Source organism: Streptosporangium sp. OZ121, from assembly GCF_051918885.1.
GTDB lineage: Bacteria > Actinomycetota > Actinomycetes > Streptosporangiales > Streptosporangiaceae > Streptosporangium.
The window spans coordinates 1-26814 of record NZ_JBPXMC010000055.1; the positions used below are offsets into that span (position 1 = coordinate 1).

The 26814-nt window shown below is 68.8% G+C and carries 16 protein-coding genes; 8 read left to right on the plus strand and 8 right to left on the minus strand.

Annotation, left to right across the window (positions count from 1 at the left end):
* Positions 1-955: 955 nt before the first annotated feature.
* The 4 genes from ACTOQ1_RS42060 (at position 956) to ACTOQ1_RS42075 (ending at position 9005) form a co-directional block, all read left to right on the plus strand.
* A complete protein-coding gene (locus ACTOQ1_RS42060; protein WP_440074075.1) occupies positions 956-2092 on the plus strand; it encodes a lectin in 1137 nt (378 codons plus the stop codon).
* A gap of 228 nt (positions 2093-2320) precedes the next feature.
* Positions 2321-3424, plus strand: coding sequence for a LacI family DNA-binding transcriptional regulator (locus ACTOQ1_RS42065; RefSeq protein ID WP_440074077.1), 1104 nt, complete (start codon positions 2321-2323; stop codon positions 3422-3424).
* 709 nt (positions 3425-4133) lie between these two features.
* Positions 4134-7082 (plus strand): lectin, encoded by a 2949-nt coding sequence (locus ACTOQ1_RS42070; protein ID WP_440074078.1) that lies wholly within the window; start codon positions 4134-4136, stop codon positions 7080-7082.
* A gap of 114 nt (positions 7083-7196) precedes the next feature.
* Positions 7197-9005, plus strand: a complete 1809-nt coding sequence (locus ACTOQ1_RS42075) for a lectin (RefSeq protein ID WP_440074079.1) — start codon at positions 7197-7199, stop codon at positions 9003-9005.
* Positions 9006-9089: 84 nt separating this feature from the next.
* Here the strand turns inward: ACTOQ1_RS42075 and ACTOQ1_RS42080 are convergent, their stop codons facing one another.
* The 7 genes from ACTOQ1_RS42080 to ACTOQ1_RS42110 form a co-directional block, all read right to left on the minus strand.
* Positions 9090-10784 carry an amylo-alpha-1,6-glucosidase gene (locus tag ACTOQ1_RS42080; RefSeq protein WP_440074081.1) on the minus strand — a complete coding sequence of 565 codons (1695 nt, stop codon included), beginning with the start codon at positions 10782-10784 and terminating at the stop codon, positions 9090-9092.
* A 35-nt stretch (positions 10785-10819) separates the two neighbouring features.
* Complete coding sequence (locus tag ACTOQ1_RS42085; RefSeq protein ID WP_440074083.1) at positions 10820-11638, minus strand: carbohydrate ABC transporter permease; 819 nt, start codon at positions 11636-11638, stop codon at positions 10820-10822.
* Positions 11635-12480, minus strand: a complete 846-nt coding sequence (locus ACTOQ1_RS42090) for a carbohydrate ABC transporter permease (RefSeq protein ID WP_440074085.1) — start codon at positions 12478-12480, stop codon at positions 11635-11637. The genes ACTOQ1_RS42085 and ACTOQ1_RS42090 overlap by 4 nt, the downstream gene beginning before the upstream one ends.
* A 138-nt stretch (positions 12481-12618) precedes the next feature.
* The gene (locus ACTOQ1_RS42095) at positions 12619-13884 is read right to left on the minus strand and encodes a sugar ABC transporter substrate-binding protein (protein WP_440074086.1); all 1266 of its coding nucleotides are present in this window, start codon (positions 13882-13884) and stop codon (positions 12619-12621) included.
* A 519-nt stretch (positions 13885-14403) separates the two neighbouring features.
* Positions 14404-15468, minus strand: coding sequence for a LacI family DNA-binding transcriptional regulator (locus ACTOQ1_RS42100; RefSeq protein WP_440074087.1), 1065 nt, complete (start codon positions 15466-15468; stop codon positions 14404-14406).
* A gap of 311 nt (positions 15469-15779) precedes the next feature.
* Positions 15780-17090, minus strand: coding sequence for an FAD-binding protein (locus ACTOQ1_RS42105; RefSeq protein ID WP_440074089.1), 1311 nt, complete (start codon positions 17088-17090; stop codon positions 15780-15782).
* Positions 17091-17150: 60 nt separating this feature from the next.
* On the minus strand, positions 17151-17528 hold the full coding sequence (locus tag ACTOQ1_RS42110; RefSeq protein ID WP_440074090.1) for a DUF4267 domain-containing protein: 378 nt from the start codon (positions 17526-17528) through the stop codon (positions 17151-17153).
* Positions 17529-17594: 66 nt separating this feature from the next.
* Here ACTOQ1_RS42110 and ACTOQ1_RS42115 point away from each other — a divergent pair, with 66 nt between their 5' ends.
* Positions 17595-18557, plus strand: coding sequence for a DUF5937 family protein (locus ACTOQ1_RS42115; protein WP_440074091.1), 963 nt, complete (start codon positions 17595-17597; stop codon positions 18555-18557).
* A 433-nt stretch (positions 18558-18990) separates the two neighbouring features.
* Positions 18991-21090, plus strand: coding sequence for a cellulase family glycosylhydrolase (locus tag ACTOQ1_RS42120; protein ID WP_440074093.1), 2100 nt, complete (start codon positions 18991-18993; stop codon positions 21088-21090).
* Positions 21091-21198: 108 nt separating this feature from the next.
* Here the strand turns inward: ACTOQ1_RS42120 and ACTOQ1_RS42125 are convergent, their stop codons facing one another.
* Positions 21199-22287, minus strand: a complete 1089-nt coding sequence (locus ACTOQ1_RS42125; protein WP_440074095.1) for an extracellular catalytic domain type 1 short-chain-length polyhydroxyalkanoate depolymerase — start codon at positions 22285-22287, stop codon at positions 21199-21201.
* 732 nt (positions 22288-23019) lie between these two features.
* On the opposite strand from ACTOQ1_RS42125, the gene ACTOQ1_RS42130 reads away from it, so the two are divergent.
* Both ACTOQ1_RS42130 and ACTOQ1_RS42135 read left to right on the plus strand, forming a co-directional pair.
* The gene (locus tag ACTOQ1_RS42130) at positions 23020-24795 is read left to right on the plus strand and encodes an RICIN domain-containing protein (RefSeq protein WP_440074097.1); all 1776 of its coding nucleotides are present in this window, start codon (positions 23020-23022) and stop codon (positions 24793-24795) included.
* A 132-nt stretch (positions 24796-24927) separates the two neighbouring features.
* Positions 24928-26379 carry an arabinofuranosidase catalytic domain-containing protein gene (locus ACTOQ1_RS42135; protein WP_440074099.1) on the plus strand — a complete coding sequence of 484 codons (1452 nt, stop codon included), beginning with the start codon at positions 24928-24930 and terminating at the stop codon, positions 26377-26379.
* The last annotated feature ends 435 nt before the right edge of the window (positions 26380-26814 follow it).

Below are 26814 nucleotides of genomic sequence, written 5' to 3' on the forward strand. Positions count from 1 at the left end.
AGCACGAGGGTGCCGAGGGCGCCGGCGACCAGAGCCCGGCGAAGACCGCCGAGGGGTCGCCGGGTGCCGGGCGGGGGTATGGCGTTTGTGCCCATGCCTGAGCCTCCATAACTGCATCACAGAAACGCGGAAGCGGATAATCACGAGGGGAAATCCGCAGGATCGACGCCGCGTCCCGTCACAAGGGAACGCACACCACCGGGGCGTCGTGGCCGACGGCCCCTGCCGCCCACCACCGACTTGGCATGGGGCCGTCTCGGGGACTCAGTGTGGAAACTATTACAAAATGTGTCAAGCACATCTAGAAAGGTTCGGTCCGCACTGCTTGCTCCCTATGTCCTACACCTGCGCCAACGTCTCCTGACTCCTGAAAAGCCGCGGTTCCGCCGGCTGGGCCGATGCGTCTCCTGTGAAATTTTCATCACATCGACCTGTCCGGTGCGATGCGGTGACCCGTGAAGCACCAGATGAGCCGTGCCTGCCTCTCGCTTCTTCCGGCACGCCATGTTTCGTACTCTTGACAGCTTCTCCCTACCTAGTGTTTGCTCCGCTCCACCACCACAACCGTTCGACGGAGAAGGAGCCACCACCGGCAGGCGAAATGTTAGCGCTCACATCTTTTTGTTCCCCTCAACAGGCACGTGTTCCCCTCAAAAGGCATGCTCGGCGATCGTGAATGCCCAGACAGACACCACATCCGAGGGTTCCCTCCCTCGCGATCGCCGATCTCTTGACAGGAGGCCTTCCCGCACGGCGGGAGCTCAGATCAGCCTGATGCATCGGGTCTCGCAGCCCTCGGGTGACCGGGGACACCTGCGATGCGCCCGAGCCGCCATGCCCGACCGCCAGGCCCGCCACCACCTGACATCCGTTGGCGAGCGATCCGAATACAGACTGTCAGCGCTACACGAGCTGTCGGCAGCGACTGCCCTCAGCTGCCGGAAAGAGGTTGAGCATGCGTGGGTGGAGACGGTGGTTCAGCGCGGCGCTTCTGGCCGTGACCGTGGTTGCCCTGGGCGCGGTGACGCGAACGAGTGTCGCCGGCGCGGAGTCCAACGGCGGGGTGCGGGTCATGCCGCTGGGCGACTCGATCACCGAGGGAACGCAGGTGCCGGGTGGATACCGCATCGGCCTGTGGCAGCGGCTGGTCTCCGGCCGGTACACGGTGGATTTCGTCGGGTCGCAGTTCAACGGGCCGGCCGGCCTGGGTGACCACGACCACCAGGGACACCCCGGCTGGCGTATCGACCAGATCGACGCGAACATCACCAACTGGGCGCGCACCTACAATCCGCGCACGGTGCTGCTGCACATCGGCACCAACGACATCCTGCAGAACTACAACGTGGCCGGCGCGCCCCAACGGCTGTCGACCCTGATCGACCGCATCACGACGACGGTGCCGGACGCGGACGTGTTCGTCGCCACCATCATCCCGCTGTCCAACTCCGGGCAGGAGGCCGCCGCCCGCACCTTCAACGCGGCCATCCCCGGCATCGTGCAGAACAAGGTCAACAGCGGCAAGCGCGTCCACCTGGTCGACATGCACAGCAAGCTGACCACGTCCGACCTGATCGACGGCATCCATCCCACCGCCGGCGGTTACGACAAGATGGCCGCCGCCTGGTACGCGGCACTCCAGTCGGTCCCCGGCACCATCGGCCAGCCCGGCGGCCCCAGCCCGACGCCGACGCCGACGCCCTCGCCCGCGAGCGGGATCCGCGGCGTGGGCTCGGGCAGATGCCTGGACGTCGCCAACGTCTCGCAGGCCAACGGCGCGCAGGTGCAGATCTGGGACTGCAACGGGCAGGTCAACCAGCGGTGGACGCCGACCGGCGCGGGTGAGCTCCGGGTGTACGGCAACAAGTGCCTGGACGTGGCCAACATGAGCACCGCCGACGGCGCGCAGGTGCACATCTGGGACTGCAACGGCCAGAGCAACCAGAGGTGGCGCCTCAACGGCGACGGAAGCATCACCGCCATCGGTGCGAACAAGTGCCTGGACGTGCCCAACTACTCCACCGCCAACGGCGTCAAACTCCAGATCTGGTCCTGCAACGGCGCCCCCAACCAGCGCTGGACCCGCGTCTGACGCGGGTGAGGAGCGCGGCGGTCTCAGGCGCGGGCATGGCGGGAGCCGGCCCCCGGGAGGCCGCCCCGGCGGGGGTGAAGTCGGCACGCCGTACTCATCGGCGTTCGTGTCCGGCCCGCACGGTGACGCGTGAAGTTCTCGGCACAAAGATGTTAGCGCTCACAGTCTTCCTGGATCGCATGAGAGGAGCGCCGGGTGGGACCTGGCCCGAGGCGTCGTCCGCCCATCATGGCGGACGTGGCGAAGATGGCGGGCGTGTCGCACCAGACGGTCTCGCGTGTGCTCAACGACCATCCCAACGTCAGCGAGGAGACTCGGGCCCAGGTCCTGCGCGCGATCGACCTGCTGGGCTACCGGCGCAATCTCGTCGCACGGGCACTGGTCACCAGGAACTCCCGCCGGCTGGGCGTCGTCAGCTTCGACACGACGCTGTACGGTCCCGCGAGCACGGTCTACGGCATCGAGCAGGCCGCCAGGAACGCGGGCTACTTCATCAGCATCGTGAGTCTTCGGACCATCGACAGGGCAAGGGTGCTCGACGCCATCGGCTATCTGACCGAACAGGGCGTGGACGGCATCGTCGTGGTCGCCCCACAGCGTTCGGCGGCCGAGGCGCTGGAGGACATGCCGGCCGGCATGCCGGCCGTGGCCGTCGAGGGCGGACGGACGGACGGTGTGTCGGCGGTCAGCGTCGACCAGGTCGAGGGTGCCATCCTGGCGACCCGGCACCTGCTGGACCTGCGGCACGAGACGGTCTGGCACGTCAGCGGTCCGGCCAACTGGCTGGAGGCGGAAGGCCGCGCGCACGGCTGGCGCGAGGCGCTGACCGCCGCCGGCCGTCCGGTCCCCGACCTCCTGTCCGGCGACTGGAGCCCACGCTCCGGCTACCGCGCCGGGCAGCGGCTGGCCGCGATGATCGGCGAGGTCACCGCCGTGTTCGTGGCCAACGACCAGATGGCTCTGGGCGTGCTGCGGGCCCTCATGGAGCGAGGAGTGAGAGTCCCCGGCCAGATCAACATCGTGGGATTCGACGACATCCCGGAGTCGGAGTTCTTCTCCCCTCCTCTCACGACCGTCAGACAGGACTTCGGGGCCGTGGGCAGGCGCAGCATCGACATGCTCGTGCGGCAGATCGAGATGGGGGAGCCGTACGTGCGCGAGCGGCACGTCGTGCCTCCCCGTCTCATTCTCAGAGCCAGCACGGCGACGGTGCGCTCGTCGCCCACGGAAGCAGGAGAGGAGCTCCGCGCGGCCCGCCCCGGGCCGGTCGTCGACGTCGGCGCAAAGGCGGAGATCCAGCGCCTGCGCCGGGGACCGGCGCAGGGGGAGTAGGCCTTGCCGCCGCCGGATCTCGCCGCGGTGGTCGTCGAGGTCGCCTTCACGGCGGATCAGGCGGTTTCGGATCAGTACGACACATATGAACGTTTCATACGGGAGGTTTAGGTGCGGACGGCAGCATGGCGGACATCGTCGCAGGTGAACGCGAAAAGCGGCTCACCGCGGCCAGAATCTCGATGTGCATATTGTGAAATAAGTAGGCTTAAGACCTTGACGGGCATAAGTGGTCGGAACGTAATTGGTAGTGAGGTTCCGGGTGCTCCTTCCGGTACCTCCCTGGCCGGATCACATGAGCGGGACGTGGAGGCGCTTCGCGGCCCTCCGTGTCGTGGTCGGCCATGTCGACATCCACCGCCTTGCCGCACCACGCCCTCTTTCGTGGTGTCACCGGCGAGGCACGCCATCCCGGGAGAAGCACGTGCCCGATCGAACGAGCTCCGCGGACGAGTTCCGCGGACGAGGTCGGCCCCAATCCGGCGTGGCCGTTCCCGTCGGCGTCGTGATGACCAGGAGACCGCCTCCACCGGCCCACCCGTCACGGTCGTCATGCCGCGGAGCGGCATGATCCGGCCGCCCTCGTAGCCGGATCCGCGCAGCCGTCGTCGTACACCTCCCCGTTCGACGACGGTCTTCTCCTCGGGAGGGTTTCACCCACCTGAGGAGGACGTGACCTGACCCACCCCCCACCCCCGAAGGAACCACTGTGCAACCACCTTCGCCCGCCAAGGGGCGCAGACCGGTCCTGACCGGTATCGTCTCCGCGGCGCTGGCCGCGGCGTTCACCATCGTCGCCCCGGTCACCTCCACCCTCGCGGCCACCCCCGCCCTGCACGCGTCGTCAGCCGGCGCCGGCGGGGCGGGCGCGCAATCCCAGGCGCTCGCGCTGAACATCCCGGCGTCCGACTACCAGCAGGTGCCGCTCGCGTCGGGCGGCGGCGAACTGGGTGAGGCGATGTCCCTGGCCGTGCTGCCGAACCGATCGGTCCTCCACACGGCACGCGACGGCACGTTGCGCGTGACCGACGTCAACGGCAACACGAAGGTGGCCGCCAGGCTCAACGTCTACGCCCACGACGAGGAGGGCCTCCAGGGGGTGGCGGTCGACCCGAACTTCGCCACGAACCGGCACGTCTGGCTGTACTACTCGCCCCGGCTGAGCACGCCGACCGGCGACGCCCCGGCCACCGGCACCCAGGCGCAGTTCGACCAGTGGAAGGGCGAGTTCTACCTGTCTCGGTTCACCCTCAAATCGGATGAGACGCTCGACACGGCCAGCGAGAAGGTGGTCCTGCGGGTCGCCAACGACCGCGGCCAGTGCTGTCACGCGGGCGGTGACCTCGACTTCGACGCGCAGGGCAACCTGTACCTGACCACCGGCGACGACACCAACCCCTTCGAGTCGGCCGGCTACTCCCCGCTGGACGAGCGGACCAACCGCAATCCCCAGTACGACGCCCAGCGCTCGGCCGGCAACACCAACGACCTGCGCGGCAAGCTCCTGCGGATCAAGCCGCAGGCGGACGGCACCTACACGATCCCCAGCGGCAACCTGTTCGCGCCGGGGACGGCGAGGACGCGGCCGGAGATCTACGCGATGGGTCTCCGCAACCCGTTCCGGATGAGCGTCGACAAGGCGACCGGCGTCGTCTACCTGGGCGACTACGGGCCGGACTCGGGGTCGACCAACTCCAACCGTGGGCCGAGCGGGCAGGTGGAGTTCAACCGCATCACCGCCGCCGGCAACTACGGCTGGCCGTACTGCACGGGTTCCAACACCACCACCGAGACCTACAACGAGTGGAACTTCGCCTCCAACAGCACAGGCCCGAAGTACAACTGCGCGGGAGGCCCGACCAACAACTCCTTCCGCAACACCGGCCTGACCACGCTGCCCCCGGCCAAGCCGGCGTGGATCAAGTACGCCGGTGACTCCGGCTCGCCGCCGGAGTTCGGCAGCGGCTCGGAGTCGCCGATGGGCGGCCCGGTCTACCGGTACGACCCGAACCTGAACTCCAGCGTCAAGTTCCCCCAGGTGCTCGACGGACGGTTCTTCGCCGGCGAGTACGGCCGCCGCTGGATCAAGGCCATCGAGGTGAGGTCCGACGGCGGCTACGGGGAGATCTCCGCGTTCCCCTGGTCGGGGACGCAGGTGATGGACATGGCCTTCGGCCCCGACGGGGCGTTGTACGTGCTGGACTACGGCACCGGAAGCAACAACCAGGCGCTCTACCGGATCGAGTACATCGGCCAGGCCGCCAACCGCAACCCGATCGCCAAGGCCTCGGCCAACAAGACCTCGGGACCGGCTCCGCTGACGGTGAACTTCTCCTCGGCGGGCAGTTCCGACCCCGAGGGCGGCGCGCTGACGTACTCGTGGAACTTCGGCGACGGCACCACCTCCACCGCCGCCAACCCGAGCAAGACCTACACGGCCAACGGCTCGTACACCGCCACGCTCACCGTCCGCGACCCGCAGGGGCTGACCGGAGGCGCGAGCGTCGCCGTGTCCGTCGGCAACACGGCCCCGACCGTGACGCTCACGACCCCCGGCGACGGCCAGCTGTTCTCCTTCGGTGACACGGTGCCGTTCCAGGTCACCGTGAGCGACCCGGAGGACGGAACGATCGACTGTTCGAAGGTGACGGTGACCTACTCGCTCGGCCATGACAGTCATGCCCACGAGATCACCTCCAGGACCGGCTGCAGCGGCTCCGTCGCGGTGCCGGTCGACGGTGAGCACGACACCGCGGCGAACATCTACGGCGTCTTCGTGGCCTCCTACACCGACGGGGGTGGCCTGACCGCCACCAGCAGCCGGACGCTGCAGCCACGGCACCGGCAGGGCGAGCACTTCGGCGCCCAGCAGGGCGTGCAGACGGCCGACCACGCCAGCGCCGAGGGCGGCAAGACCGTGGGCTTCGTCGACGACGGCGACTGGATCTCCTTCACGCCGTACAACCTGAGCGGCGCCAACAGGTTCACCGCGCGGGTGTCCTCGGCGGGCGTGGGCGGCCGGATCGAGGTCCGCGCGGGCTCGGCCACCGGCACGCTGCTGAGCACGGTCAACGTCGGGAGCACCGGTAGCTGGGAGACCTTCGCCGACGTCTCGGCGAACCTCAGCGGCGCGCCGTCCGGTGCCACGACGCTGTACCTCGTCTTCCGCGGCGCGACCGGCCAGGGCTACCTGTTCGACCTGGACGCCTTCACCTTCGGCACCGGTACGTCGCCGACACCGTCGCCGACGCCGACCCCGACGCCTTCCGGTGACACGAGCGCGTTGCGGGGCGTGGCGTCGGGCCGGTGCCTGGACGTCTCCGGCGCCTCGCAGGCCAACGGCGCCGTGGTGAACATCTGGGACTGCAACGGGGGAGCCAACCAGCGGTGGACCTCCAACAGCTCGGGTGAGCTGCGGGTGTACGGCAACAAGTGCCTGGACGTGAACGCGGCCGGGACCGCAGACGGCACCGCGGTGATCATCTGGGACTGCAACGGCCAGAACAACCAGAAGTGGCGCTTCAACTCCGACGGCACCATCACCGCGGTCGGCAGCGGCAAGTGCCTGGACGTGTCCGGCAACGGCACCGCCAACGGCACCAGGGTGCACATCTGGACCTGCCTGGGTGCCAACAACCAGAAGTGGACCCGCGTCTAGCGGTCCGCCACACCACGCGACCTCGACCACACCACGAGCACGTCATCGATGTGGCGCCCGGCGCGGCCCGGCTCATCGCCGGGTCACGCCGGGCGCCACGACGGAAGGACATCCATGTTTCGACATCTGACCCCCGCCGCGCTCGGGCGCACCGGGGGTGGCGGCCGGAGGACCTCCGTGCTGCGACGCCTGTCGGTGGCCGCGGTGGCCTTCACCGCCGCCGCCGCCACGACCCTGATTCCCGCGCTTCCCGCCCAGGCCGCCGCCTTCGAGGTGCTGGTCTTCTCCAAGACGGCCGGGTTCCGGCACGACGCGATCCCCGCCGGGATCCAGGCCATCCGCGACCTGGGGGCCGCCAACGACTTCGCCGTCACCGCCACCGAGGACGCCGGCGTCTTCAACACCTCCAACCTCGCCCGATACAAGGCGGTGGTGTTCCTCAACACCACCGGTGACGTGCTGAACGACAGCCAGCAGTCCGCCTTCCAGTCGTACGTGGACGGCGGGGGCGGTTACGTGGGGGTGCACTCGGCCGCCGACACCGAGTACAACTGGCCGTACTACGGGCAGCTGGTGGGCGCCTGGTTCAACAGCCACCCGGCGATCCAGCAGGCCACCGTACGCAACGAGGACCGGGCGCACGCCGCGACCGCTCACCTGGGGACGACCTGGACGCGGACCGACGAGTGGTACAGCTTCCGGAGCAACCCCCGCCCGAACGTGAAGGTCCTGCAGAACCTGGACGAGAGCACCTACAGCGGCGGCGGCATGGGCGACCACCCGATCACCTGGTGCCGTCCCCAGGCCTCCGGCCGCTCGTTCTACACCGGCCTGGGGCACACCCAGGCGTCGTACGCGGACTCGAACTTCCGCACGCTGCTGCTGGGCGGGATCCGGTACGCGGCCAAGGCGACCAACGCCGACTGCCGCCCGGAGACCGGCTACACGGCGTTGTACAACGGGTCGACGACGGGCTGGACGCAGGCCGGACCGGGGTCGTTCACCAACAACTCCGCCACGCTGACCTCCCAGGGCGGCATGGGCATGCTCTGGTACAACGCCAAGGAGTTCGGCTCCTACTCGCTCAAGCTCGACTGGAGGCTGAACGGCGACTCCAACTCCGGGGTGATCGTCGGGTTCCCGGCCACCGGTGACCCGAACGCGGCGCTCAACACCGGGCACGAGGTGCAGATCGACGCGACCGACAGCGCGGACAAGACGACCGGGGCGATCTACGGGTTCAAGGCGGCGGACATCGCCGCACGCGACGCGGCGCTGAACCCGCCGGGTCAGTGGAACACCTACGAGCTGCTGGTGGAGGGTGAGCGGCTGCAGGTGTTCCTGAACGGCGTGAAGATCAACGACTTCACCAACACCGACCCGGTCCGCTCGCTCCAGCAGGGCTACATCGGCATCCAGAACCACGGGTCCCCCGACGTGGTGGCGTACCGCAACATCCGCATCAAGGAACTGGGCGGCGTGAACCCGACGCCGACCCCCACCCCGACGCCGACCCCGACCCCGACCCCGACCGCCAACACGAGCGCGTTGCGGGGCGTGGCGTCGGGCCGGTGCCTGGACGTCTCCGGCGCCTCGCAGTCCAACGGCGCGGCGGTGCACATCTGGGACTGCAACGGGCGGTCCAACCAGCAGTGGACCTCGACCGCCTCGGGTGAGCTGCGGGTGTACGGCAACAAGTGCCTGGACGTGAACGGCGGGGGCACCGCCGACGGCTCCGCGGTGATCATCTGGGACTGCAACGGGCAGAACAACCAGAAGTGGCGCCTGAACGCCGACAACAGCATCACCGCGGTCGGCAGCGGCAAGTGCCTGGACGTGTCCGGCTACGGCACCGCCAACGGCAGCAAGGTGCACATCTGGAGCTGCCACGGCGGCACCAACCAGAAATGGACCCGGGGATGACCGCGATGTGACGTGACCCTGGAGCCGGTCCGCCCCCCCGGCGACCGGCTCCAGGGGCGTCCTCGCCGGGTGGGCGCGCGTGGTTCACGACGTCCGGCGTATGTGGGCGGCGGCCAGGATGAGATACGCGCTGGCCGTCCAGGTGTAGGCGCGATCGCGCAGCCCCGTCCCGGTGCGGGCGTCGAAGTTCTCCGCGAATCCCGACTTCTCGCACAGGGCGCGGAACCGGGCGCTGATCTCGTCGGCGAGGACCGTCTGGCCGGCTCGGCGGAGGCCGTCCTCGATCAGGACCGTCGAAGGGGCCCAGATCGGGCCGCGCCAGTAGCCGTCGTCCCGGTAGTGCGGTGAGGTCGGCAGTTCGGTGGCGAGCCCGTATTCGGTCAGGTGGGTCTTGATCCTGGCGGCCAGGGCCGTCTGGACGTGCTGGGGCAGTTCCTCGCCCAGCACGATCGGCATGAGGTCGAGCAGGCTGCTGCTGGCCCAGGTCTCCTCCGAGCCCGCGCTCCGGGTGGCGAACCGGTCGTCGCGCCACAGCCGGGCGAGCATCGCCTCGCCCATCCGGTCGGCCGCCTGCGACCAGCGGGCCGCCTCACCGGGCAGGGAGAGTTCGCCGGCCAGGCGGGCGAGCGTGCGCATCTGGAGGATCAGGAACGACGCCAGGTCGGCCGTCTCGACGACGCGTTCGGGCGCGAACGTGGTCGCGTTGTCCCATCCGCTGTCGTTGCCGTGCTGGTAGTGGGCCAGTTCGTGTCCGGGCACCCGCCGGGCGGTGAGCCAGAAGGTGGTCCACCGTTCCAGCAGGCGGTAGACGTCGGCTCGTTCCTCTCCCGACACCGGCGGGAGATGCCGCAGGACCCAGCCGTGGATGGGCGGCTTGACGAAGTTGTACAGGATCTCGGAGTGGGTGATCGAGTCGGGCAGCGCGCCGGTGGCCTCCTGGTGGTCGAAGGGCAGCCGGAACTGGTCCCAGGCCAGGGAGGGCAGGCCCTCGGCGAGGGCGATCGCGTTGAAGCAGTGGTCCCAGCTCCACACCTTGTCCATCCAGTGCTTGGACATCAGCACCGCCGGACGGGTGACGAATCCCGCCGCGCGTACGGTGGCCGACCACAGCACGTAGACGGCGAGCTCGGCGGCGGGTGTCCGGTCGTCCCGCCAGGGCGCCACGGTGTCGAGGTACTCCTCGTAGTCGCGCCGGGCCGCGCCGGCCACCTGCTCGAAGTCGTGCTCGCTCGTGTACGGGGCGCGGGCGGTCTCGAACTCCTCGACGGCGATCTCCCACGCGTCCCCGTCCCCGGTGACCACGACGCCCCGCTCGGTGGTGCCGAGCTCCTGCGCGCCCAGGTGTTCGGTGATCCGCCCGGCCAGGAGCGTGACGCGGTAGCGGCGCCCGGTCTGGTAGACGGTGAAGACCGCGGACCCGTCCCGGGGGTCCTGGAAGAAGTAGGGACCGCTGAACGGCGTCAGGACCGGGTCGGCGGCCAGCAGCCGCAGGTCGGCTCCGTGTCCGCGCACCCGCACGGTGTCGGTGTTCTCGTAGGCGAGGTCGATCCGCCCGGGGTCGCAGTCCCAGGTGAGCCGGTGCGGGGTGGCGGTGACGACGCTGCCGGCGGTGGGGACCAGCCGCAGGATCGGGTGCATGCCGGTCTGGTGGGAGACCAGGTGGACGTCCCGGGCGTAGGTGTTCTCGCCGATGACCGGTGAGAAGCCGAACCAGGACCCGCGGAAGCTGAACGGGATTTCCCGCAGGGAGAACACCGGGCCTGTGGCGGCGGCGGTCATGAAGTGACGATCCTTTCGGTGGGAGGGTGACCCGGTCAGTCCTTGACGGCGCCCGAGGTCACGCCGGCGGTGACGTAGCGCTGTGCGATGACGAGGAGAACGACCGCGGGTATCGACGCGACGACGGCGGTGGCCATGATCGCGTTCCACTGCTGGTTGTTGTTGCCGATGTAGTGGTAGATGCCCAGGGTGATCGGCTGGTGGTCGCCTCCGCTGTCCAGCGTGCTGGCGAAGATGAAGTCCGACCACGCCCACAGGAACGCGAACAGCGACACCGTGATGATCGCGTTGCGGCTGACCGGCAGGACGATCGACCAGAAGGCCCGCACGGCTCCGGCGCCGTCCACCCGAGCGGCCTGGAGGAGTTCGTGCGGGATGCCCGACATGAACGTGGTGAGGATGAGTACCGCGAAGGGGACCGCGAGGGTGGAGTCGGCCACGATCAGCCCGGGGAGCGTGTTGAGCACGCCGAGGTTGAGGAACATGGCGTAGAAGCCCATCGCCATGATGATGCCGGGAATCATCTGCGCGATCAGCAGCACGAAGCTCAGGGCCCTGCCGCCGCGCGGGCGCAGCTTGGCCAGCGAGTACGCCGCCGGGGCCGCGATCGCCAGGGTCAGCAGCACCGTCCCCAGCCCGACCACCAGGCTGATGCCCAGGTAGGGAAGCTGCTGGTCGAGGACCGCGCGGTAGCCGTCCAGGGTTCCGTGTACGGGGAACCACGACGGCGGGCTCCTGCGCATGTCGCGGTCCCGGGTGAACGACACGTTGATCATCCAGTAGACCGGGAACAGCATCACGCCGGTCAGCGCGAGCCCGATCACGGTCTTCCACCAGCGGCGCGGGGTGCTCATGAGAGGTCCTGCCTTCGCTGGAGGCGGATGTAGAGAAGCCCGAAGACCAGCGCTATCGCGATCAGGATGTTCCCGACCGCGGCTCCCGGGCCGAAGGACGGCACCAGATTCCCGAAACCCAGCCGGTAGGACCAGGTGGACAGGGTCGTGGATGAGCCGCTCGGCCCGCCCTTGGTCATGATCCAGATGATGTCGAACACCTTCAGCGTGTAGACCAGCCCGAGCAGCAGCGTGATCGCCGAGACGGGGCGCAGCAGGGGGAAGGTCACGCTCCAGAACCGCTGCCAGCCCGACGCGCCGTCCAGGGCGGCGGCCTCGTGGACGGACGGGCTGATCGACTGGAGACCGGAGTAGAGGATCACCAGGTTGAACGGGACGCCGATCCAGATGTTGGCGGCGATCACCGACCACAGCGACCAGTCCGGCGAGGTCAGCCAGTTGACCGGACCGACTCCGAACGCGCCGAGCACCGCGTTGACCACACCGGAGTCGCTGTTGAGCATCCAGGCCCAGGTCGAGGACGACACGATCAACGGGAGCAGCCACGGCACCAGGAACAGGGCGCGCAACGTCGCCGACAGCGGGAAGTTCCTGACGAAGAACAGGGCCAGGGCGAGTCCGACGGTGAACTGGAAGGCCAGTGACACCACCGTGAACACCACGGTCTGCCACAGCGCGGGCCCGAAGGTGGCGTCCCTGAGCACTTCGACGTAGTTGGCGAACCCGGTGAAGGGCGCGTCACCCTGGACGAACGAGCGCACCGTGTAGTCGCGCAGGCTCAGCTCCACGTTGCGGAACAGCGGGTAGGCGTAGAACACCAGTAGATAGACGATGATCGGCATCAGGAAGCCCCACGCCGCCCACCGATCCGACCTCCGTCGGGCCGCTTTCCGGTGGCCCGATCCGTTCGGGACGGGGCCACCGTCGGCAGGGGCCGGGCGCCGGGTGGGTGCCTGGGCGATTCGGCTCATGGTCCGGGCCTACTGGATCGCGCTCGCCGCCGCGGTCTGCGCGTCGGTCATCGCCTGCTCGGGGTTCTTGGCCCCGCTCAGCGCCGCCTGTACCGCGCCCCACATCGGTTCGGAGATCTTCGGGTACTTGGTGCCGAGGTCGTCGCCGGTACGGCCCTTGGCCGCCTTGACCGCCTCCACCCACACCGCGAGCTCGGGATTCTCGGTGCTCTGCCGTGCCTGTACCTGGTCGGTGGGCGCGATGTACGACAGCGCCGTCGCCGTGGCGAAGGAGTTGTCGGTGCTGGTCAGGCATGTCACCAGCTTCTGGGAGGTGGCGTAGCGCGCCGTGTCCTGCTGGACGGGGACGCTGACGAACTCGCCGCCGGTGGGCGCCGCGGCGGTTCCGCCGTCCTTGGCCGGCACCGGGATGATGCCGTACTTGAAGCCGGTCTCCTTGGCGTTGGCCAGTTGCCAGGTGCCGTTCTCGGCGAAGGCGTACTCGCCGGTGGCGAACTCCTGCCAGCTGGTGGTCTGGGTGTTGTTGATGACCGAGTTCGGGGCGAGCCCCTTCTTCAGCCAGCCGGTCCACAGCGCCACCGCCGACACGCCCTGGGGGGAGTCGAGCTTGGTGAGCTGCGCGCCCGAACCCCAGAACCAGGGCAGGAACTGGAAGCTGCCCTCTTCGGTGCCGATGGCGGAGAACGTGATGCCCTTCTTGCCCGCCGCCTTGACCTTCTCCAGGGCCGCGGTCAGCGACGCCCAGTCCTTGACCGAGGCGATGTCCACCTCCGCCTTGTCGAGCACCGCCTTGTTGTAGTAGAGCGCCAGGGTGTTGGCCCCGATCGGGACGCCGTAGGTGTTGCCGCCGCTCTGCCCGGCCGCGAGGAGGTTGGGCGAGATCGCCGAGATGTCGAGCTTGTTCTCCGCGGTCGTGGTCAGCACGCCGGCCTCGGCGAGCGTCGACACCACCGGGTTGTCGACGATGAGCACGTCGGGGGCGTTGCCCTGCTGCGCGGCGAGCAGCGCCTTGTTGGTCAGGTCGGTGGTGTCGTAGCCCGTGCGTTCGATCGTCACGCCGGCCTGGGTGCCGCAGGTGTCCAGCAGCTTCACCCAGTCGGAGGTCTTGTCGTACTGCGGATAGGGGTCCCAGACGGTGTACGTTCCGCCGCCCGCCGCCTGGCTGGAGGCCGCCGCGGTGCCCGCCGTGCCCTCGGTGGAGGAGGGGGTCGAACAGCCGGCCAGGCAACTGGCGGCCAGGAGAGCCAGGCCCGCGCCGAGCGTGTGTCTGCTCAATCCTGCTGATCTCGGTGCCGACATGGATCCGGCCGTCCTTTCGGGGGCAGGTGATGTGGGTACGGTGAAGTTCGTTGCTCGCACGGTTCCGGCCTCCGTTGACCGGCGTCACACGCCTGTTTCCGCTCGATGTCGAACCGATTGTTCGAATCGGTTCGACTGAACCTAAGGCGATGTCGTATTCACGTCAATGGGTCGCCCAGGATCTCCTCGCCCGGAAAGCCGTTCTTCCTGGTCAGATCGCGACTCCTCCAGGAGAATCGATTCGATGCCCCTGAACCCGACTGGAAGTCGCATGATCAAATCCCTGCCCAGGCGGGGTGCAGGGTGGTTTCCCGGCTGGTCCTGCACCACGACCTCGAGGGCAGCCTGTCCGGCGGCGTGGTCCGGCCGTCTCCGGGTGCCGGTCACCGGAGCGGAGGCCGGCGGGTCCATGCGGTGGTACGGCGCGGTGGAGTCATGGCGGGGACAGTGCGGGCGCCGGCGCCGGACCCTGTCATTCCGCGTACGACGACGCGGTCACGTCCCGGTCGGCCGGTCGTCGACCGGTCTCGCCGTGCTCTCCCGGATCGTGAGGGTGGTGGCGAGTTCGAGACCGACCTGCGTCGGCTCCTCGCCGCGTCCCAGGGCCAGGGCCAGCTCGGTGGCGGCGGCGGCCATCTCGGTGAGCGGTTGGTGGACGGTGGTGAGCGGGGGGTCGACGAGGGCGGTGACGGGCAGGTCGTCGAAGCCGACCACGCTCAGGTCGGCGGGGACGCGCAGGCCGAGTTCGCGGGCGGCCTGGTACACCCCGAGCGCCTGCAGGTCGTTGCACGCGAAGATCGCCGTCGGCCGGTCGGCGGCGCTGAGCAGGCCGAGCGCGGCCACGCGTCCGTCCTCCAGGGTGAGGCCGGCGCGGAGGATCAGGGCCGGGTCGACCGGCAGGTCCGCGGCCTCCAGCGCGGAGCGGTAGCCGTCGAGCCTGGCACGGCAGCACAGGACCTTGTCCGGGCCGGCGATCATCGCGACGCGGCGGTGTCCCAGCTCGATCAGGTGACGGGTGGCCGAACGGCCGCCGGCCCAGTTGGTGGCGCCCACGAACGGGACGCCGTCCGGCAGCTCGCCGGTGGGGTCGAAGACCACGAACGGGATGTTCTTGGCGCTCAGCTGGTCGCGCTGCTCCTGTGACAACTGCGCGACCGTCACCACGCAGGCCGGCCGGCGCGCGAGCGTGTCGTCGATCGAATGGTTCAGCGGATCGTGGTGCGGGCCGAACTCGGTCAGCGTCACGCCCACACGCTGCTCGCGGGCCACCCGCTCCACACCGCGGATGATCTCCATTCCCCACATGTCCTCGAGCTGGCCGAAGACGAGTTCCAGTACGTTCTTGCGATTGCTCCTGCGGTAGCCGTACTCCGTGACCAGCGCCTCGACGCGGGCGCGGGTGTCGGCGGCGACGCCGGAGCGGCCGTTGATGACCTTGGAAACGGTCGGTACCGACACTCCGGCGGTCTCGGCGATGTAGGAGATCGTCACGGGACGGGACGGGTCGCCCTTCTGTCGTGTCGCGTCGGTGGCCGGTCCGCCCGGCTCGTCAGGTGACACCTGGGCCCCTTTTCATCGATGATCTCCCGGTCGACCACGCCCGAGGGCCGTTCACGGCGCCACAATAGCCTGTCAGCCGGAAACGACATGTCCTCTGTCGGCACGGAGAGATCCGACGAGGAACGTCGATGGCGGCGCCACCGGCTCCTGGCCGGCGGGCGTCCCGGCGGCCAAGGCCGCGCGCTTCGCCGCTGAGGCCCGCGCGCTGGATGCGGAGGAGATGCGTGATTTCGCGGCGACATCTGTCACGCGGGTTCGGTGCCGCCCCGCCGCCCCGGCGGGCGGGGGGCCGTGACCCGCCGGGAACCGATCTATCCGAGCACCGGGTAGTTCGCGCGGAACACGTTGTGCGGGTCACGGGCCCGCTTGATCTCCCGCAGCCGCGCGAGCGCGCTGCCGGAGAAGGACTTCGCCGCCGTGTCACCGGGGGACAGCACGGTGTACGGCTTGCGGCCGCTGACGCAGGCCTTCAGGTCGGCCACGACCTCGGCCTGCCTGGCGCGCGTCGCATCGGCCACGTGCGGCAGGCCGAGACCCAGCAGGCCGAGCAGGTACGGCTCAGCCACCGCGCCGCTCGCACCGGCCCCGCCGCCCGGCTCGGCGAGCGCCCCGCCCAGGTGCCTGATCTGCACGTTGATGAGCGGTTCCACCGGCTTGGCCAGCAGGAGCTCCACCGCGTCCGCGTCCAGGCCGGTGAGCAGCTCCGCACGAGCGATGGACGGGACCGGATCGGTGGGCTCGGCGGTGATGTCACCCAGGTCGGCGAGCGGGACGACGCCGCGGCTGTCGGAGATCGCGCCCTCGATCTTGTCGAGGCGCGCCAGCAGGTCCTCCCCCTGAGCCGCCTCGCCCAGGTAGGCCAGATCCAGCGTCACCATCGGCGACGCGCCGGGTGGCTGGAGCCGGTTGATCCAGACACTGAGTGCACGCGGCGCCTCAGCGGTGATCTCCAGGAACGCGTCGTACACCTCCCCGGTCCGGTGCTCCGGCCAGATCACGCGCCCGCCGTACAGGACCGGCACGGGATACAGCTCGAGTTCGAGGGCGGTCACCACCGCGAAGTCCCCGCCACCGCCGCGCAGCGCCCAGAACAGCTCGGGATCGGACTCGGCGGTCACCCGGCCCGGCTCGCCGTCGGCGTCCACGATGTCGACAGCCCGCACGCTGTCGGAGGCGAAGCCGTACATGCGGCTGAACCAGCCGACCCCGCCGCCCAGGGTGTAGCCGGTCACGCCGACCCCCGGCGCGCTGCCGGCCAGGCCGGTCAGACCCAGCGGACCGGCCGCCGCCAGCACCTGCCCCCACCTCACGCCCGCGCCCACCCGGGCCACGCGCTCCCGCGCGCGTACCTCCACCTCGTTCAGCAGGCCGGTACGCAGCAGGATCAGGCCTTCCACGTCACCGGAGGCGCCATGCCCGCTCGGCTGCGCGGTCACCGTCATACCCGCCCGCCGCGCGTAACGCACGAGCGCCGCCACGTCATCGGCATCCGCGGCCTCCGCCACGGCCGCCACCGGCTGCCTGACGGTCAGATTCCACGCGGTGGCCGCCTGCTCGAAGCCGTCGTCATCGGGCAGGAGCACGCGCCCCTTGAGGACACCGCGCAGATCGTTGATCGTCATCGTCGTCTCCCTTTTTCAGTTCTCAGAAAGTCGAAGCGCTCTGGCCGCCTGACCGTGTGGTCACGCGATGAGCAGGAGCGCGCCGATCGCCAGAATCACCACGGCGGTGGCGCCGTGGATGCCGTAGGCGGTCGCCTTGGGCCCGTTGCTGCGCAGCACGATCACCGCGTCACCGACGGGTATGGCGCCGGCGGCCAGCATGAACCAGCCCAGCAGGTGGGTCGTTCCGCCGGCCAGCAGGATGAGGATGAAGAGCCCCGAGGCTATGTCGCGCACGGCCTTGACGGACAGCCAGGCCTGGAAGCCGCGGTCCTCGGTCGGCGTGTCGGGGATGCCGAAACCGGCCGCGGCCTGCGGCGCCCGGAAGGCGTGGACGCCCATGAAGATGACGCTCGCGCCGACCAGTCCGGCGAGCACGGTGGCGATGGTGTCGGTCATGACCCGAGTCTCGGGGCTTCGCCACTCCGCTCGCGCTCACTTCGGCGGTGGCCTAACAATAGGGGAGTGATCCGCTACCGATTGGGCGCCGGTGCTGCGAGCGTGCGGTGGGCGATGTCGCCGATCCACGAAGTGGTCAGTCTTGCCCAGCTCCTGAACGAACCGCAGCGTCACCCGATGTTCCACCCGTGGCTTCGCCGTCGCCACCACCGTCTCTCGGACCTGGACCTGAGGGCGCTCACGGTCTTCATGGCCGAGGGCGCGTATCGACCCGACTTTCTCGACCCGTCACCGATGTCCAGTGAGCCGACGTTCGAGGAAGGCATGGACGCCCTCCTCGCCGCGCCGGCGGACCAGGCGTACGCCGAGCTGGTCGACGCCATGAGGGGGCGCGGGGCAGAAGTGGGCCGCCGGCTGCTCGATGACCCCGACCGGGCCAGGTCCGAGGCCGCCGATGCGCTGCGCCGCCTCTGGAGGGCGGTCGTGGAACCGGAATGGCCGTCCATGCGGCAGGCGCTGCGTGCCGAGATGCTGGATCGGGCCATCCAGGTCAACCGCGAGGGGCTGCGCGCGACCCTTCCGCGCCTGCACCCCTCCGCCGCGTGCGAAGGCGACACCGTCACCGTCGAGAAGACCGTCGACATCGAAGTCGACTGCCCCGAGGGACTCATTCTCGTTCCGTCACTGTTCATCACCGACCGGATGCAGTGCACCACCTCGGACCACTGGACTCCGGCGATCTATTACCCGGCATCCGGGCGGTACCTCTGGGCGGCACCTCCCACCCCGAGATCCCTTGACCGTCTTCTGGGAACGACTCGATCGAGGATCCTGGCCGCGCTCACCACTCCGCTGCAGACGACCGTGGTGGCCAGGCTGGTGAGCGTCACCGTCCCGACGGCCAGCGAACACCTGGCGATCCTGCGAGACGCCGGGTTGATCGACAGCAGCCGGGCCGGTCGTACGGCCACGCACGAGCTCACCGAGGCTGGACGCGCTCTCCTGGACGCGGCCTCGCCGCGACCATGACCGTTCGGGGAGCCGCTGGTCCTCCCTATCGGATCGGTGCGTGATCGATTTTCCGCGGACCGCACTCCCGCGGTCGTGGTCACACCGAACCCTTTTCCCTGAAAGATTCAGGATGAGAAGCTGGAAAGTTTCTCTGCTTTTTCCCGCTCCCTTCGCTGACCTGCCCGAAAAGGCTGGGCGGCCTGCTCGATCCCGGGAATCTCAGGCTGAGCCGTCCTGCGTGGTTGGCGGTGATTCTCTTCGTCACTACATTATGTTTCGCGTCAGTCGATAGAAAGTTTCTGTCGACCTGGCCCGTTGTTCGGGATCGGGCCTGAGCGCCGCGTCGGCACCTGCCACGCACATTCCCTCATCACCACGTTCGTCCAACGTCGTTTTCCAAGGGCAGCCGATCGGCGCGGTCGAAAGGGCGACGCGCCCAAGGGAGTGAGAAATGCACAGCTTACGTAAGGTCCGCCAACGGATCGGCGCGATCGCGGGCATCGTCATCGCGTTGCTGACAGTGGGAACGATGACGGCCGTGAACGCGCGGGCGGTGGCCGGCTGCGGTGTCGTCTACACCGTCTCCACGCAGTGGCCGGGCGGGTTCACCGCCAACCTCAACGTCACCAACCTCGGTGACCCGATCAACGGCTGGAGGCTCGCCTGGACCTTCCCCTCGGGCCAGCGGGTCACCCAGGCGTGGAACAGCACGGTCACCTCCTCCGGCGCGCAGGTCACCGCGGCGAACACGAACTGGAACGCGGCCATCGCCACGAACGCGACCGTCTCCCTGGGGTTCAACGGATCGTGGACGGGCGTCAACACCGCGCCCACGTCCTTCACGCTCAACGGTGTCACGTGCACGGGAAAGGTGGTCGGCCCCTCGCCTTCGCCCAGCCCGACACCGACACCGACGCCGACGCCGACGCCGACGCCGACACCGACACCGACGCCGACACCGACGACCGCGATGGACACCGTGGCCGCCATGCAGCCGGGCTGGAATCTCGGCAACACCCTCGACGCCATCCCCGACGAGACGGCATGGGGCAACCCGCTCACCACGCAGGCGCTGCTCCACCAGGTACGGTCCCAGGGGTACAAGAGCATCCGAATCCCGATCACCTGGAGCAACCACCACGGTCCGGCCCCCGACTACACCATCGACGCCGCGTGGCTGAACCGCGTCCGCCAGGTCGTCGACTGGTCCCTGGCCGAGGACTTCTACGTGCTGATCAACCTTCACCACGACTCCTGGCAGTGGATCAACACCTACCCGTCGGACTCGGCGACGGTGAAGAACCGCTACACCGCGCTGTGGCGCCAGCTCGCCGGCGCCTTCCGCGACCACTCGCCGAAACTGCTGTTCGAGAGCATCAACGAGCCGCAGTTCGCCGGCACCTCCGGCGACGAGCAGGGCGACCAGCTGCTGAACACGCTCAACACCGAGTTCGTCGATGTCGTCCGCCAGTCGGGCGGCACCAACGCCACTCGCGTCCTGGTCCTGCCCACGCTGCACACCAGCAGCGAACAGGGGCGCGTGGACGCGCTGGCCGCCACCTTCACCGCGTTGCGCGACCCCAACCTCGCCGCGACGGTCCATTTCTACGGCTGGTGGCCGTTCAGCGTGAACATCGCGGGCGGCACCAGATACGACAGCAATGTCGAACAGGACCTCGTCGCCGGATTCGACCGGGTGCGCACCGCCTTCGTCTCCCGCGGCATCCCGGTGATCATCGGGGAGTGGGCACTGCTCAGCTGGGACCACACCCGCCCCGGCATCATCGAGCGCGGGGAGTTTTTGAAGTTCATCGAGGCCGTGGGTTACCACGCCCGCATCCGCAACCTCACCACCATGGTCTGGGACGCCGGTCAGTTCCTGAACAGGAACGAGCTGCAATGGCGTGACCAGGGCGTGTTCGACATGATGAAGGCGAGCTGGACCACGCGTTCCGGCACCGCCTCCACCGATCAGGTGTACGTTCCCGCCAGCGGCACGATCGCCGGCCAGACGCTCACGCTCAACCTCAACGGCACCACGTTCCAGGGCCTGCGCCAGGGCGGCACCCCATTGAGCCAGGGCAGCGACTACACCGTGTCGGGCACCACGCTGACCCTCACCTTGGCCGCCCTCACCCGCCTGGCCGGCAACCGGGCCCACGGGGTCAACGCCACCATCGAGGCACGGTTCTCCCAGGGCGTGCCCTGGCGGATAAGCGTCATCTCCTCCAGCACGCCGACACAGGCCGCCGCGAGCGGAACGACGACGTCGTTCGCCATTCCCACCCAGTTCCGCGGTGACCAGCTCGCCACGATGGAGGCCAAGTACGCCGACGGCAGCCCGGCCGGACCGGCCAACTGGACCACCTACAAGGAGTTCTGGCAGAACTTCCAGCCCGACTACGGCGCCGGCACCATCATCATGAAGCCCGAGTTCTTCGCCGAGGTCAACGATGGCCGCATCACGCTCATCTTCCACTTCTGGAGCGGAAAGCAGATCACCTACTACCTCACCAAGTCCGGCACGACGGTGACCGGCGCCACCACCTGACCACCACCGTGACGGGTGCCGCGCTTCTCGGCGCGGCACCCGAACGGCAGGCGGAGGCCAACCGGTCTCCAGGCGGCTCGTTCGAACCACGCGAGGACGCCGTCGATCTCACGCGGATCGGCGTGGATCCACGGCGCCCCGCGGAACTCGATCGCCATCCTGATCGTGGTAGCGGCCGCGCCTCAAGACGCCGGCCTGATGATCGACGAGAACGACACACCGGACCACTGGGTCGCGTACCACCGGGAGCGGACCGAGGAGTCCCGCGCTGTCGCGGCTTCGATCGGGGCGGACGGTGTCAGGCTCGGGTCCATTTCTGGTTGGTGCCGCCGTGGCAGGTCCAGATGTGCACCTTGGTGCCGTTGGCGGTGCCGTAGCCGGAGACGTCCAGGCACTTGCCGCCGTACACCCGCAGCTCACCGGCGCCGGTCGAGGTCCACCGCTGGTTGGGCTGCCGTTGCAGTCCCAGATCTGTGCCTGTGCGCCGTTGGCCTGCGAGGCGCCGCTAACGTCCAGGCAGCGTCCCGATCCGACGCCCTTCAGCGCGCTGCTCGTGCCGCTGGAGGGCGAGGGCGAAGGAGTGCCGCCGCTGTCGAGGCCGAGGAAGGTGATGGCATAGGCGAGCTGGCCGCTCATCGGCAGCTGGTGGCCGACCCCGCTGATGCTGATCCCCTCCACCGTGGCCTGCGCAGAGGTGACGCCGTATCTGGTCCGGGTCCAGTTCGACTGCGGATGGTCGGTGAACGCCGGGGTCTGGCTCAGCCCGTGCAGGTTCGTCCACTGCTCGATCTCTTCGCCGAAGTTGTTGTAGTGGAGCGTCGTGTCCGTGCTGCCGTGCCACAGTTGCATCCGAGGCTGACGGCCGGTGTATCCGGGATACATCGAGCGGGCGAGGTCACCCCACTGCTGCGCGGTCTTGATCACTTGCCCGCCCGAGCACTGGCCGTTCCACAGCGACCCGTTCGTGGTCGCGAAACACCCCGCGGGAACTCCGGAGAACGCCGAACCGGCGGCGAACACGTCCGGATACTGAGCGGCCAGCACGTTGGTCATCATCGCCCCCGAGGAGAACCCGCTGACCACGATCCGCCCCGGATCCACGTTGTAGCGCTGTCGCGCCCAGGCGGCCATCGCCATGACACCGGTGGAGTCGCCGCCGCCGTCACGCCGCAGCGCGGCGGGGGGTGGACACGTCAAGGCGGCATATTCCGCGTCCGCCATGGCTCGTGCCGCTGGCGATGATCATGAACGGTCGACGGCGGCGACGGGCTCGGCGTTTCGACAGGCAGACGGGGAGGACTTTTCCCGGCGCGGGTCGCGCGGGCAGGCACGGCTCTCATGCGGGGAATGAAAGTTTCATACTCATTGTGCGGTCAGGGCCACAGGTCTTGTCTGACCAAAACCTTCCGAACCGGGAGGGGCGAGCCGACCATGATGCGATTGTGACCTTTGATGACGACAGACGTCCAGGGAGGACGGCAAAAGATCAATGCATGTGGCGAAGGGCTTGCATGTGCCCCGAATAAGCCTGCTTCACAGGCCTCTTAGGTAGGCCTATCTCGTCATCGGAACCATTCGTCTCTCTTGCTGGAGCCCTCCCGTCGCTCACGCCAGACGCCGTCCGGGTCGCTCGCACGCCTGCCGCGGCGCTCGAAACCATGCGTTTACCTCCATAACACATTTTATTGACATCACTGACAGCGAGATCTAGGCTGCGGTCGAATCGATTCGATGCAGGACATCCTGGTTTTCGCGCCACCCCCCACGAAGCCCCACGAAGCCATTCCACTCACCTGTGCGCACAGCACCCATGAGTGAGGAGAGTCCAAGATGAACGTTGGCGACATCGTCCGCCGAGCCCGGCTGTGGCGTCCCGCACCGTCGCTGCCGGCCCCTCGTCCCCGCCCCCGCGCGTCCGAGGAGTCAGGAGTGGACATCGCACCCGGCAGGCGGCGCGGAAGCCGCCGCGCGATCGCCGCCTTTCTCGCCGTCGGCGCACTCGTCGCGGGCCCCGTCGTGACGTCCGCCACGCCGGCCCAGGCCGCGGACCAGTCCATCGCCGTCGACTTCTCCGCCGGCGGCGGCACCCCGACCTACCGGGCCTCCGGTTGGATCTACGGCATGACCGAGAACGCGTCGGGCCCGCCCGACCAGTTCTTCACCGACGTGAAGTTCCGGTACATGCGGGCCGGTGGAGCACAGCTCGACGGCCCGGGTGGCTGGGTGTCGGGCAAGTACGACCGCCGGTGGAACGCCACCCGCGCCCAGCTGCTGCGCACCCGGTCACTGGGCGGGGAGTTCATCCTGCTCGTCCACGACCTGTGGGGCGCCGACGGCTACCCGATCTCGCGCTTTCCCGGCGACAACGGCAACTGGACGGACTACGACAACTTCCTCACCCGCCTGATCAACGACGTGCGGGCGACGGGCGCCCCGGTGCAGTGGGACCTGTGGAACGAGCCCAACATCACGCTGTTCTGGAACCGCCCCCAGTCCCAGTACTTCGAGCTGTGGCGACGCACCTACCAGCGCATCCGGGCCGCGTTCCCGACGCAGCTCATCGTCGGGCCGAGCTGCGCGTGCGTGCCCTCCACCGGCCACGCCTTCTGGAACCAGTACCTCGACTACGTCAAGGCCAACAACGTGGTGCCCGACATCATCAGCTGGCACTCCCTGCCGGGCGACCCGGTGGCCAACGTGGCGGCGGCCGACACCACGCTGAACTCCCGTGGCATCCCGCACCCGCGGCCCTACCAGATCAACGAGTACGGGGCGTCCAACGAGCAGAACCCCGCCGACGGGTCCTGGTACATCGCACGACTGGAGCGGGCCGGCGCCGACGGCCTGCGCGCCAACTGGGCGGGCGGCGGAAACCTGCACAACGACCTCGGCAACCTGCTCGTCCGCAACTCGGCGGGCCAGTACCAGCCGAAGGGCGAATGGTGGGCCTACCGCTTCTACGGCTCGCAGACCGGCCAGATCGCATCCGTCACCCCCAGCGCCTCGTACGACGCGTTCGCCACCAAGGCGGCCGGGACGGCCAAGATCCTGGTCGGCGGCGGCACCACGACCGGCAACATCGCCGTCAACCTGCGGCGCCTGGACGCCACGAGCGGCATCGTGGAGAACAACCAGGTGAGGGTCGTCGCCGAGCGCATCCCCTACAACGGCGGCGGAGCCGTCACGGCTCCGGTCACCGTCCAGAACTCCGTGGTGACCCTGTCCGACAACGGCACGACGGTCAACCTGCCGCACACCGCCATCGACGACTCCTACACCATCACGCTGCTGCCGCCCTCCTCCGACCCCGGCAACGGGTCGACGTCGGTGTTGCGCAACCTCAACGCCGGCCGGTGCCTGGACGTGCCGAACGCCAGCACCGCCAACGGCACCCAGTTGCATCTGTGGGACTGCGGCAGCGGCACCAACCAGCGCTTCACCCACACCTCGGGCAAGCAGTTGCAGGTGTACGGCAACAAGTGCCTGGACGCCTTCGGGCAGGGCACCGCCAACGGCACCCAGGTGATCATCTGGGATTGCAACGGTCAGGCCAACCAGCAGTGGAACGTCAACGCCGACGGCACCATCACCGGCGTGCAGTCCGGTAAGTGCATGGAGGCGAGCAACTTCGGGACCGGCAACGGGACCAAGGTGCAGCTGTGGTCCTGCACCGGCACGAGCAGCCAGAAATGGGCCAGAAGCTGACCCGGTGACCTGCGGGGATCACCGGGATCTGTAAGGAATCCGTTTCTTCGCCGGGCCGCGCCCTCGGAAAGTCGCAAGACGACCCCGTACATCCGAAGGACGCGGTCCGGCAAGAGGCAAGAAGGAGGCAGCATGCCCCTCGCAAGCTTGAGAAGGACGCTCGCGGCCGGTGCGAGCGCGTTGATAGCCGCCGCCTGCCTGACCGGTGGCGGTACCGCCGAGGCCGCCACCACCGGCCCGTGTGACATCTACGCCGCGGGCGGGACGCCGTGTGTGGCCGCGCACAGCACGACCCGTGCGCTGTACGGCGCCTACAACGGCCCGCTGTATCAGGTGCGGCGCGCCTCGGACAACACCACTCGTGACATCGGCGTGCTGAGCGCGGGCGGTGTGGTCAACGCCGCCACCCAGGACTCGTTCTGCGCCGGCACGAGCTGCCTCATCACCATCCTCTACGACCAGTCCGGCCGCAACAACCGCCTCACCCAGGCGCCGCCCGGCTACTGGCCCGGCCCCGGCCCGGGCGGATGGGACAACCTCGCCGACGCCAAAGCGGCCCCGATCACCGTCGGCGGCCAGAAGGCCTACGGCGTCCGCATCGAACCCGGCACCGGTTACCGCAACAACAACACCAACGGGGTGGCGACCGGCGACCAGCCCGAAGGGATCTACGCCGTCGTCGACGGCACGCACTACAACCAGTGGTGCTGCTTCGACTACGGCAACGCCCAGACCGACGGCCAGGCCGATGCCCCGGCCATCATGGAGACCGTCTACTTCGGCGCCAACAAACAGTGGGGCTACGGGGCCGGGGCCGGTCCCTGGATCATGGCCGACCTGGAATGGGGGCTGTTCTCCGGGGTGAACGCGGGCTACAACAACCTCGCGCCGATCAACCACCGCTTCGTCACCGCCATCGTCAAGGGTGAGCCGAACCACTGGGCGATCCGGGGCGGCAACGCGCAGTCGGGCGGCCTGACGACCTACTTCGACGGGCGGCGCCCCAACGGCTACCACCCGATGAAGAAGGAGGGCGCCATCCTGCTCGGCATCGGCGGCGACAACAGCGTCTCGGGCCGCGGCACCTTCTTCGAGGGCGTGCTGACCTCCGGTTACCCGTCGGAGGCCACCGAGAACGCCGTGCAGGCCAACATCACCGCCGCGGGCTACGCGCCGGCCGGCGGCAACCCGCAGCAGGGCGTCCAGATCGTGGGCGGCCAGTCCGGCCGGTGCCTGGACGTGCCGAACGCCAGCACCACCAACGGCACCCAGTTGCATCTGTGGGACTGCGGCAGCGGCACCAACCAGCGCTTCACCCACACCTCGGGCAAGCAGTTGCAGGTGTACGGCAACAAGTGCCTGGACGCCTTCGGGCAGGGCACCGCCAACGGCACCCAGGTGATCATCTGGGATTGCAACGGTCAGGCCAACCAGCAGTGGAACGTCAACGCCGACGGCACCATCACCGGCGTGCAGTCCGGTAAGTGCATGGAGGCGAGCAACTTCGGGACCGGCAACGGGACCAAGGTGCAGCTGTGGTCCTGCACCGGCACGAGCAGCCAGAAATGGACCCTGCGCAGCTGACCCCGGCGGCACGCGGAACGTCTGGACTCGGTGCGGACCTGGCCGCGCCTGCCTTCGCGGCGACGGCGGCGGCTGTGAGAGGCCCGGCGGCGAGATCCTTCTCGCCGCCGGGTCCGCTGTTCGCGGATCGATTCGATGAGCCGGAGAGCGTGCATCTCCACCGACGGGCTTTGACGGTGTGGGCTGACCGCACCGGTGCGGGCGGCGCGGGCGAACGGCTCTCGGGTGCGGCGTCACGTTCGAGGCGAGGACCGCCTCGTCGGCCGCGACACCGCCGCACATGACCGGCGGGCCGTTCAGCCGCCATGTCGATTCCTGCCCGGTAGAAGGCTCGTGCCTCCTCTCGGGGTACATCAAAGTGGTGTGCCCCTGGTCTTGTGGAGGCGGGTTCTTGGATTCTTGTGCCATTCGTTGAGAGGAGAGTGGCATGGGACG

Excerpts from the sequence above, each read along its gene's own strand:
- ACTOQ1_RS42060 (WP_440074075.1), top strand. The coding sequence starts at position 956 with ATGCGTGGGTGGAGACGGTGGTTCAGCGCGGCGCTTCTGGCCGTGACC.
- ACTOQ1_RS42065 (WP_440074077.1), top strand. The coding sequence starts at position 2,321 with ATGGCGGACGTGGCGAAGATGGCGGGCGTGTCGCACCAGACGGTCTCG.
- ACTOQ1_RS42075 (WP_440074079.1), top strand. The coding sequence starts at position 7,197 with ATGTTTCGACATCTGACCCCCGCCGCGCTCGGGCGCACCGGGGGTGGC.
- ACTOQ1_RS42080 (WP_440074081.1), bottom strand. The coding sequence starts at position 10,784 with ATGACCGCCGCCGCCACAGGCCCGGTGTTCTCCCTGCGGGAAATCCCG.
- ACTOQ1_RS42085 (WP_440074083.1), bottom strand. The coding sequence starts at position 11,638 with ATGAGCACCCCGCGCCGCTGGTGGAAGACCGTGATCGGGCTCGCGCTG.
- ACTOQ1_RS42090 (WP_440074085.1), bottom strand. The coding sequence starts at position 12,480 with ATGCCGATCATCGTCTATCTACTGGTGTTCTACGCCTACCCGCTGTTC.
- ACTOQ1_RS42105 (WP_440074089.1), bottom strand. The coding sequence starts at position 17,090 with ATGACGATCAACGATCTGCGCGGTGTCCTCAAGGGGCGCGTGCTCCTG.
- ACTOQ1_RS42110 (WP_440074090.1), bottom strand. The coding sequence starts at position 17,528 with ATGACCGACACCATCGCCACCGTGCTCGCCGGACTGGTCGGCGCGAGC.
- ACTOQ1_RS42120 (WP_440074093.1), top strand. The coding sequence starts at position 18,991 with ATGCACAGCTTACGTAAGGTCCGCCAACGGATCGGCGCGATCGCGGGC.
- ACTOQ1_RS42135 (WP_440074099.1), top strand. The coding sequence starts at position 24,928 with ATGCCCCTCGCAAGCTTGAGAAGGACGCTCGCGGCCGGTGCGAGCGCG.